This window comes from Sulfurimonas sp., assembly GCF_016744025.1.
Lineage (GTDB): Bacteria > Campylobacterota > Campylobacteria > Campylobacterales > Sulfurimonadaceae > Sulfurimonas.
In genome coordinates, this window is sequence record NZ_JADGFC010000033.1 from 13,588 (window position 1) to 22,406 (window position 8,819).

The 8,819-nt window shown below is 32.3% G+C and carries 8 protein-coding genes; 4 read left to right on the forward strand and 4 right to left on the reverse strand.

Annotation, left to right across the window (positions count from 1 at the left end; all coding sequences use genetic code 11):
* The 4 genes from QZZ48_RS06745 to QZZ48_RS06760 all read left to right on the forward strand — a co-directional run.
* Positions 1-503, forward strand: a 503-nt coding sequence (locus QZZ48_RS06745) for an energy transducer TonB (protein WP_294963471.1), incomplete at its 5' end; no start/stop codon positions are given.
* A gap of 28 nt (positions 504-531) precedes the next feature.
* Entirely contained in the window at positions 532-1,698 is a 1,167-nt protein-coding gene (locus tag QZZ48_RS06750; RefSeq protein WP_294963474.1) for an efflux RND transporter periplasmic adaptor subunit, read from the forward strand.
* 3 nt (positions 1,699-1,701) lie between these two features.
* Positions 1,702-4,848, forward strand: a complete 3,147-nt coding sequence (locus tag QZZ48_RS06755; protein WP_294963476.1) for an efflux RND transporter permease subunit — start codon at positions 1,702-1,704, stop codon at positions 4,846-4,848.
* Positions 4,848-6,134, forward strand: coding sequence for a TolC family protein (locus QZZ48_RS06760; RefSeq protein WP_294963479.1), 1,287 nt, complete (start codon positions 4,848-4,850; stop codon positions 6,132-6,134). The genes QZZ48_RS06755 and QZZ48_RS06760 overlap by 1 nt, the downstream gene beginning before the upstream one ends.
* 34 nt (positions 6,135-6,168) lie before the next feature.
* Here QZZ48_RS06760 and QZZ48_RS06765 read toward each other — a convergent pair whose 3' ends face one another.
* The 4 genes from QZZ48_RS06765 to QZZ48_RS06780 are packed head-to-tail and all read right to left on the reverse strand — an operon-like array spanning position 6,169 to position 8,473.
* The gene (locus QZZ48_RS06765) at positions 6,169-6,783 is read right to left on the reverse strand and encodes a fumarylacetoacetate hydrolase family protein (RefSeq protein WP_294963482.1); all 615 of its coding nucleotides are present in this window, start codon (positions 6,781-6,783) and stop codon (positions 6,169-6,171) included.
* Positions 6,784-6,801: 18 nt separating this feature from the next.
* Positions 6,802-7,722 carry an aldolase/citrate lyase family protein gene (locus tag QZZ48_RS06770; RefSeq protein ID WP_294963485.1) on the reverse strand — a complete coding sequence of 307 codons (921 nt, stop codon included), beginning with the start codon at positions 7,720-7,722 and terminating at the stop codon, positions 6,802-6,804.
* Positions 7,712-8,065 (reverse strand): c-type cytochrome, encoded by a 354-nt coding sequence (locus QZZ48_RS06775; protein WP_294963488.1) that lies wholly within the window; start codon positions 8,063-8,065, stop codon positions 7,712-7,714. The genes QZZ48_RS06770 and QZZ48_RS06775 overlap by 11 nt, the downstream gene beginning before the upstream one ends.
* A 33-nt stretch (positions 8,066-8,098) precedes the next feature.
* A complete protein-coding gene (locus QZZ48_RS06780) occupies positions 8,099-8,473 on the reverse strand; it encodes a DUF1987 domain-containing protein (RefSeq protein ID WP_294963491.1) in 375 nt (124 codons plus the stop codon).
* Positions 8,474-8,819 lie beyond the last annotated feature (346 nt).

An 8,819-nucleotide genomic window follows, 5' to 3' on the forward strand; every position in this document is an offset into this window, starting at 1 on the left:
AACCATATATAGAGTTAACTCCTAAAAAAGATATTAATTCAACTGTTGAAAAAAAGAAAGTTGACCCAATGGCTTGGATGTACGAAGATAAATCAAGTAATGAAGAAGAGAAAAAAGAGAAAAAGACATACTCAAGTAGCAGTATAAACAATAAGAATATAAAAGAACTCTATGGCGATGAATTTGGTCAACTCTCTGAGGGTCAACAAAAATATATATTAGATAATCAAGAAGTTATGAGAAGAATTACGCAACAAGTACTTACTCGAGTAGCAAGAGTAAATCTGCCAAGAGACTTGAATGTAAACAGAAGTAATGTCATAGAATTTTATTTAAATCCAAATGGTGATATGACAGACTTTAAATTTTTAAATAAAAGTGGTTATTATGTTCTTGATGACACTACAAAAGAAACTATAGAATATGCCTACAGTAGATACCCAAGACCAACAGAAAGAACTCTCATTAGATATAACGTGTTATACAATTTAGCTAGATATTGATATAATTGTTCCTAATTAAAGGGAACAAATGAAAACAAAAATATTAAATACAATTCTACTCTCCTCTCTTTTCCTATTTAACGCATGTTCAGATGAAAAACCTAAGCAAGTTAGAAAAGAGATGCCACCACTTAGTGTAAATACTATTACAGTAAACAAAGAACCTATCCCTATATGGAAACAGTTTACCGGTACAACAAAAGCAAGTTCTGATCAAGAAGTTAGAGCTAGAGTCTCTGGAGTACTTAAAAGAATCTATTTTAAAGATGGAGCGACTGTAGTAGAAGGTCAAAAGCTTTTTATGATTGAGCAAGATCAATACATAGCATCTAGAGATGCAGCAAAAGCTAAAAAAGCACAAGATGAAGCTTCTTTAAAATTAGCTAATGCGGATGTAGCAAGGTATAAACCACTGGTAGAAGAAGGTTTAGCACCACGAGCTACGCTAGAGCAATACCAAGCACAGCAAGCTGGTTTAAAAGCTGCGATTGCTGGTGATGTTGCTAAACTCAAACAAGCTCAACTAGAACTTAGTTATACAATGGTTCGCTCTCCTATCTCGGGCAAGGTTAGTGCTAGAAGAGTAGATATTGGAAATCTTGTAGGACAAGGTGAGTCTACTTTACTAACGACTATTATGAGTGTTGACCCTATTTATGCTTATTTTTCTCCTTCACAAAATGATGTAAGACTTTTTGAAAAATATAAAAATAAAGAAAGACCAGATGCATTTATTGAAATCAATGGAGCAAAAGAACCTCTGAAACTTAATGGTCACATTGATTTTTCAAACAATGTAGTAGATTCTTTAACTTCTACTATTAGCATGAGAGCAACTATATCAAACCCAGATGCTAGTGTACTTCCCGGTACATTTGTTTATGTAAATGTTTTTATAAATGATAAATACAGTTTTTTAATGATTCCTCCTGAAGTTATATTGTCAGACCAACTTGGAAACTATATATATATTGTAGATAAAGATAGTAAGGCAAAAAGAGTTGATATAAAAACTGGTTACTCATCAAAGTACTATGTAAGTGTAGATGAAGGTTTAAAAGATGGAGACAAAGTTATTGTATCTGCTCTTATCAAAGTAAAAGAAAAAAAAAAAGTAAAAGCAGTAGATGTAACATCTACACAAGGGATAAAGGCTATTTTAAAGAAAAATGACCTTAGTCCTAAAAAGATATAACAGATGTTTTCAGTAACATTTATTAAAAGACCTATTTTAGCGATAGTTATGTCTCTAATTATCATAGTTGCCGGTTTAGTATCAATGGCTGTTCTTCCTATTTCAGAATACCCAGATGTTGCACCTCCAACCGTAAATGTATCTGCTACTTATACTGGTGCAGATGCTTTTGTTGTTGAAGATACTGTTACACGTGTTTTAGAAGATAAACTTAATGGTATCAAGGGTGTTATATATATGGACTCCTCTTCTACATCAAGTGGATCGTCTAGTATTAATGTATATTTTGAACCTGGTTATGACATAGATATTGGCGCTGTTGACGTACAAAACAAAGTCTCTACTGCTACTGCTTCTCTGCCTACTGAAGTTACTCAACAAGGTGTTATGGTTGATAAAAGAAGCCCTTCTTTAGTTTGTATTATTGCTATTAATGGTGATGAGAGATATGACGGTAGTTTCTTAAGTAACTTTGTAAATATAAATATTCTAGATGAAATTAAAAGAATCGACGGTGTTGGAAAAGCTGATAACTTAGGGGAGAAAAAATATTCTATCCGCATTTGGTTAAATCCTGACAAGATAAAATCTCTTAATATGACTCCTATGGAAGTAATACAAGCTGTTCAAGCACAAAATAAACAAGCATCTATCGGTAAGGTTGGTGGTACTCCAACTTTTGATGACCAAAAACAAGAATTCACTTTAACTACTAAAGGTCGTCTAAGTGAAGTCTCTGAGTTTGAAGATATAGTTTTAAAGCATAAAGAAGATGGCTCACTTGTGCATCTAAGTGATGTATCTAAGATAGAACTTGGTAGTGAAACTTATGATTGGAATGCTATTAGTGCTAAAAAGCCAACTGGGCTTATCGGTGTATACCAACTTGGTGAAGCAAATGCTTTAGAAATACGCCAACAGATAGAAAAAACTATGAAGAGACTTGAAAGTCGTTTTCCTGATGGAGTAACTTACTCGGTTCCTTACGATACAACTAAATATGTAAAAGTAGCAATTGATAACGTTGTTACAAATCTATTTACTGCTATTGCTCTTGTTATTCTAATTATATTTATATTCTTAGGTTCTTGGAGACCTACGGTTATAGCAGCTGCTGCAATCCCAGTATCTCTTATTGGTGCTTTTGCAGCTATGGAGTTTGCAGGTGGATTTTCTATAAACTTTTTAACTCTCTTTGGCCTTATCCTTGCCATAGGTATAGTTGTTGATGATGTTATCTTAGTTGTTGAGAATGTTGAGGTTATAATGTACAAAGAGCCTGAACTTACTATGCCTCAAGTTGTTAAAAAAGCTATGATAGAACTTATCGGGCCAATTATTTCTACTACTCTTGTTTTAGTTGCAGTATTTGTCCCAGTATCTATGCTTCCTGGTATTACAGGTGCTCTATACCAACAGTTTGCACTGACTATCTCTTTTGCTGTTTTAGTATCATCATTAAACGCTCTTACACTTTCTCCTGCAATTAGTGCAATTATGATAAAAAGAAGAAAAGAAGGTGAAGAAAAGTTTATTGTTTTTAAGTTATTTGATAATGTTTTTAACGCATTGACATTAAAATACAAAGCATTAATAACTCTTCTTATAAAACTAAGATACTTTATGATCATCATAATGGGTGGTATTTTTTACCTAACTTATTATCTATTTATGATTACACCAACTGGTTTTGTTCCATCTGAGGACAAGGGTGTTTGTATGGTTTCAGTTAACCTAAGACCAGGTACTTCTCTTTCTCAAACAAGTAAACTAAGAAAACAAGTTGAAGATATAATCTATTCAATTGAAGGTGTAGAAAATATTGTTTCTGTAGAAGGGTTCAATGTTATTACTTCTTCTATGGATGGTTCAGCTCTCGCAATGTTTGTATCTTTAACAGACTGGGAAGAGAGAAAGACAAAAGAAAAAAGTATTTTTGGAATTATAAAGAAAATCAAACAAAAAACTGCCCTTATTAGCGAAGCTAGTATCGCTGCTTTTAATATGCCAGGTATTCCAGGTATAGGTAATGTTGGTGGATTTGACTTTAGACTTCAAGATTATCTCTCTGGAGATCTGCAAACTTTTGAGCACTATGCAAATGAGATGATTAAAGGAGCATTCGCTGATCCTAGAATTGCCTATGCCTTTACAACTTTTGCTTCAAACTATCCTATGTACGACATTGAGGTAGATAGAGCAAAGGCTAATGCACTTGGTATAAAAATATCTGACTTGTTTACTACTATGCAAGCTTACCTTGGTTCTGTATATGTAAATGATTTTACAAAGTTTGGTAAAGTTTTTAGAGTATTTGTACAAGCAGATAAAGAGTTTAGAAGTTCAAAAGAAGATATAAACAAACTCTTTGTTAAAAATGCTTCAAATAAAATGATACCACTAAATGCAGTGCTAAAAATAAAAGAGATTAAGGGGCCTCAAAACCTTACTCACTTCAACATGTATAGAAGTATACAGATTAATGGTGCTGCTGCTCCTGGCTATAGTTCTGGAGATGCGATGACTGCAATGCAAGACATAGCTAAAAAAGTACTTCCTTCAAGTTATGGTTATGAGTGGTCTGGTATGAGTTACCAAGAGACACTAGCTGGAAGTGCACAAATATATGTAATTATTTTTGTACTTCTTGTTGTTTTCTTAGTTCTTGCCGCTCAATATGAAAGTTGGATACTTCCTCTGATGATTTTACTATCTGTTCCAATGGTTGTAGCCGGTGCAATGGCTGGACTACAATGGTCTGGTATACCGTTAAATACCTTTGCTCAAGTTGGTCTGGTCCTACTTGTAGCACTAGCCGCCAAAAATGCAATCTTAATAGTTGAGTTTGCAAAAGATCAAAGAGAGAGTGGAGTAAGTATAATCGACTCAGCTATAAATGCTGGAACACTTCGTTTTCGTGCAATTATGATGACTATTTTATCTTTTATGTTTGGTATTTTTCCTCTTGCTTTTGCAACAGGGGCTGGTGCCATTACGCAGATGTCAATTGGTATCGTATTGATGTTTGGTATGATTGCCGCGACTTTTATTAGTACACTTTTTGTTCCTGTACTTTATGTACTACTAGAGAGTATGAGAGAAAAATTTGTAAGTGTTGAAGATGAAATACAAAGAAGGGAGTCAATATAATGTTAAAAATATTAACTACAATTTTACTGGGTTTAAGTTTACACGCTCAAGATGTATACACAGTAGATGAATTAATTTTACAAGCCCTAAAAAATTCTCCTGATTTGAAGATAAGCTCATCCCAATATAAGGCTTCAAAAAGTCGTTATGAGCAAGCCTTTGCAGGATACTTACCAAAAGTTGACTTGCAATTAAGTGCAGGTGAATTTGGACTTAATGATTTAACTACAACTGACAAGAGTATGACTAATGACACTCTTTTATTAGGAAAGATATCTCTACAGCAACTTCTATATGACTTTGGTAAAACAAAAGGTAGCGTAGACGCTCTTAAGTATGGTTCAGACTCTTATTTAAGTTCAAATGAGCAGCAGATATCAAATAAGAAAATGAGTGTAAAACAAGCCTACTATGAAGTATTACAAGCTATAGCTCTTATAGAAGTTTACAAAGAGAATGTAAAACTAAATGAGAAACAACTTTATCGTTCACAAAAATATTTTGAAGCTGGGATAAGAACAAAGATTGATATCTCAGATGCTAAAGTTGAGCTTATAAAGTCAAAACTTGACCTAAGAAAAGGTCTCTACAATTTAAAACTATCATATGCTTCTCTTGATAAAGTAGTTGGATTTATGGAAGTAGATAAAAAATACGAGGTTTATTCCCAGAGTTTAGTTTTAACTAATATTTACTCATCTCTAAGTGAGTATGAATTAACTCTAAAGGACTCAATAAACTTTGCTTATGAAAATAGATATGAGCTTAAAAAATATCTCTCTGATATACAATCAGCTCAGTCTTCAAGTGTGTCAGCCTCTTCAAACTATTACCCTAAGTTGTCTTTTTATGCTGATTATACAAAGCAACAAACAGATAAGTTTGAAGATTCATTACCTGAGGAGCAATGGCAAGCAGCTCTTAATCTAAACTGGAATATATACGAAGGTGGCGCTACCTCTGCATCTACACAAGAGAAAAAGATAAATATCAAGATATCTCATTCTCAACTAAACAACTCAAAACTATCGATTAAAAAAGAGACTACTCAAGCTTTTATAAATGTATATAAAATGAAAGATTCAGTGGAGTTAGCTCAAAGTCTTTTAGAAGTCTCTGGTGATAAGTTTGACCAAGCTCAAAAGCGTTATGAGTATGGTCTTTCAGATTATATTGAACTACAACAATCAAGACAAGGTTACATAGATGCTAAATCAGATTTAGTTGTTAACTATTATGACTACTACAACGCTATTGCAGTTCTCGACAAGGCTATAGGAAAATAACTTTATCTACGAAGAACAAGATGTAAAAGGCTTATTAAAAAGCCTTAACAGTCCACTCTTGTTCTAGAAGTAACTTACCTTCGCAAAATACTTTACCCACAAAAACATCTCCAACACTATAAGTATTAACACCCTTTGGTGTTCCACTCATTATGATGTCATTATCTTCTAATGACATAAAAGACTCTATTTCATTTACAATATCTAAAGGCTTATGTATCATAAGGTCATATGTCGCCTCTTGAGTTAGTACATCATTTATGTGTAGTAAGAAGCTAATCTTTGTGATATCACCATCAAAATCTACAAACTCACTCATTACAGCAGAACCATCAAAAGCTTTTGCTCTCTCCCAAGGAAGACTTTTTGACTTTAGATAAGATTGAGTATTTGCCTTTGTTAAATCAAGTCCAAAACCAACACCGGTTATCTTCTTGCCTTTTATTAAAAAACATATTTCACCTTCAAACCTAGTATCTTCGCTAAAATAATGTAAGTCATCACTTATGGCAGAATTTGGTTTGTTAAAAAGAACTATATTCTCAGGAGTATCGTTACCAAGCTCTTTAATATGCTCTACATAGTTTCTTCCGACACAGACTACCTTAGATGTTAAAACATTTTGATTATTGTATTTTATTGTTTTCATAATTACCCCTTTTTTTTATTAGTTAATATGTAAAAGTGCTAGAGCACCCTTGTAGATAGGTTCATCAATAAATCCATACTCTTCATCAACAAACCCAGTCACTCCAGTTTCTCTATGCATCTCAAATAGTTTAACTATAACTTGTGCTCTTTTTATTTGCTCTTGTGAATCAATAAACTTAGCATTTGTTAGTCTAACTTGTTCTGGTGATAAACAAGCTTTTGAATCAAAACCCATTTGTTTTTCAAGATCTATCCAAAAAGAAAATTCATCTAGATTTTTAAAATCTTGATAGACAAAAGAGACAGGTTTAACTCTCATTGCTTTTGATGTAACCAAGAAGTGTGAAAGAATATATAACATAGTTGGATTATCTATGTTTATAAGGCTTTGAGATAGTTTCATATCAGCAAAAAGGTCTAAGATGCCAAGATAAAAAGTTGTGACTCTAAGATTCGTTTTTAGTGTTGCTAGGTTATGCCAAGCATCTGTTGTCTCTATGGATAGATGCAACTCTATCTCTTCATTTAAAAGGGCAAGAACATTATCTACTTCTTTTTTATTTTTTATCTTAGGAACTCTAATAGCATCTGGCATAAACTGATTTAAATAAGTAATCTCTTCATATCCACCCTCATCGAGTGCATTAACACGAACAACAAGCTTTTTACTACACTCTGCGTGTTTACTTAAGAATATGGCACATAATACAAGAGCAAAAGGCTTATCTTCTTTACTAACACCATCTTCAAGGTTTAGCATTATACAATCAGCTTCTAATTCATCTATCTTAGTTAAATGCTTTAGGTTGTTACATGAGAGCATTAAAACAGAGTGAAAATCATTTCTTTTATTGAGAACTCTATATCTAGGTTCTGCTAGTGCATCTAGAGCTTTTAAATCTCTATCTTTAAAAGCTTTTTTTATACTACTTAGCATCTACCTTGCCTTTATTTTGCTGTAAAAATAAATATAGTGCCTGAACCTCTTTTTTTGTTAAAAAATATCTTGGCATCCCATTTTTTCTTTTGTTAAGTGCTTTATAAAAAGTGTCAAAATTAAGTCTATTTATTGCCGGACCTGTAAATGTTTTTTTCTCTTTTTTATGCACATATCTTGCAATAAGTTTGCCTTCACCTTTTTCTCCGTGGCAATGATGACAACCTATTCCTCTTGGGTTTTTATAGAGTTGAGATGCATACTCAAGTGGGGTAATAAATGATGTGACTCCAAAAAGGGAGTAAGGAAGTATAAAAAGCAGTAGATATAATTTCGTTTTCATTAAAGTTTATCGTCCAAAGTTTATGTATTTATTCTAATAAGATATTGGCACAATATCTAAGCTTGGGAATTCATCTGAAATATCTTCAAAATCTTCATAACTAGTTTCATCTTCTTTAAGATAGTACCAATTAATTTTCAAGTCTTTACACTTGCTATCTTTAAGAATATCAAAAATTCCGTATAAGGTTTGAGCTGTCGCAGAATTGAAATATTGTAACTTCAAATTTAATGTCGTTGATTTTATAAAATCTTCACTAAAGTACTCTTTGAGCCACTCTATAATAGGCTGATAAAAAGCAAAAGTGTCTCCAGGATAGGATTTACCTTCGATTTCTATAAATGCTTTTTCGTAATCTAAAACTACTTTTGGAGAGTCTAATGAGCTTTGTATATTAAGATTTTTCATACTCAAATTCCTCTTTATATTTAAAATTTAATACCTATAGCTGTTATATCATCACTTTGTTCGAAACTATTTTGAAAACTGCTAATTTCTAAGATTATATCTTCTTTTTGCTTTTTAAATGTTTTTTTATTAATCTCTTGTATTAACTTTTGAAAGTTTTTTTAATTAAGTCTAACTGTTGGACTTTTATATATAAAATAATGACTTATCGTTATAAATATAGTTAATAAAAAACAAAATAAAAATTTCTTTCGCCAATTCTAAAATCAAGTGCAATTTTTTGAAAGTAAGTTGAAAGATAGGATTAATCGATAATCTGCTAATCTTATTCGACCAAAAACAAAGA

What these genes read in the sequence shown, in the direction of transcription:
- QZZ48_RS06750 (WP_294963474.1), top strand. Translation starts at nt 532, where the DNA reads ATGAAAACAAAAATATTAAATACAATTCTACTCTCCTCTCTTTTCCTA.
- QZZ48_RS06755 (WP_294963476.1), top strand. Translation starts at nt 1,702, where the DNA reads ATGTTTTCAGTAACATTTATTAAAAGACCTATTTTAGCGATAGTTATG.
- QZZ48_RS06760 (WP_294963479.1), top strand. Translation starts at nt 4,848, where the DNA reads ATGTTAAAAATATTAACTACAATTTTACTGGGTTTAAGTTTACACGCT.
- QZZ48_RS06765 (WP_294963482.1), bottom strand. Translation starts at nt 6,783, where the DNA reads ATGAAAACAATAAAATACAATAATCAAAATGTTTTAACATCTAAGGTA.
- QZZ48_RS06770 (WP_294963485.1), bottom strand. Translation starts at nt 7,722, where the DNA reads ATGCTAAGTAGTATAAAAAAAGCTTTTAAAGATAGAGATTTAAAAGCT.
- QZZ48_RS06775 (WP_294963488.1), bottom strand. Translation starts at nt 8,065, where the DNA reads ATGAAAACGAAATTATATCTACTGCTTTTTATACTTCCTTACTCCCTT.
- QZZ48_RS06780 (WP_294963491.1), bottom strand. Translation starts at nt 8,473, where the DNA reads ATGAAAAATCTTAATATACAAAGCTCATTAGACTCTCCAAAAGTAGTT.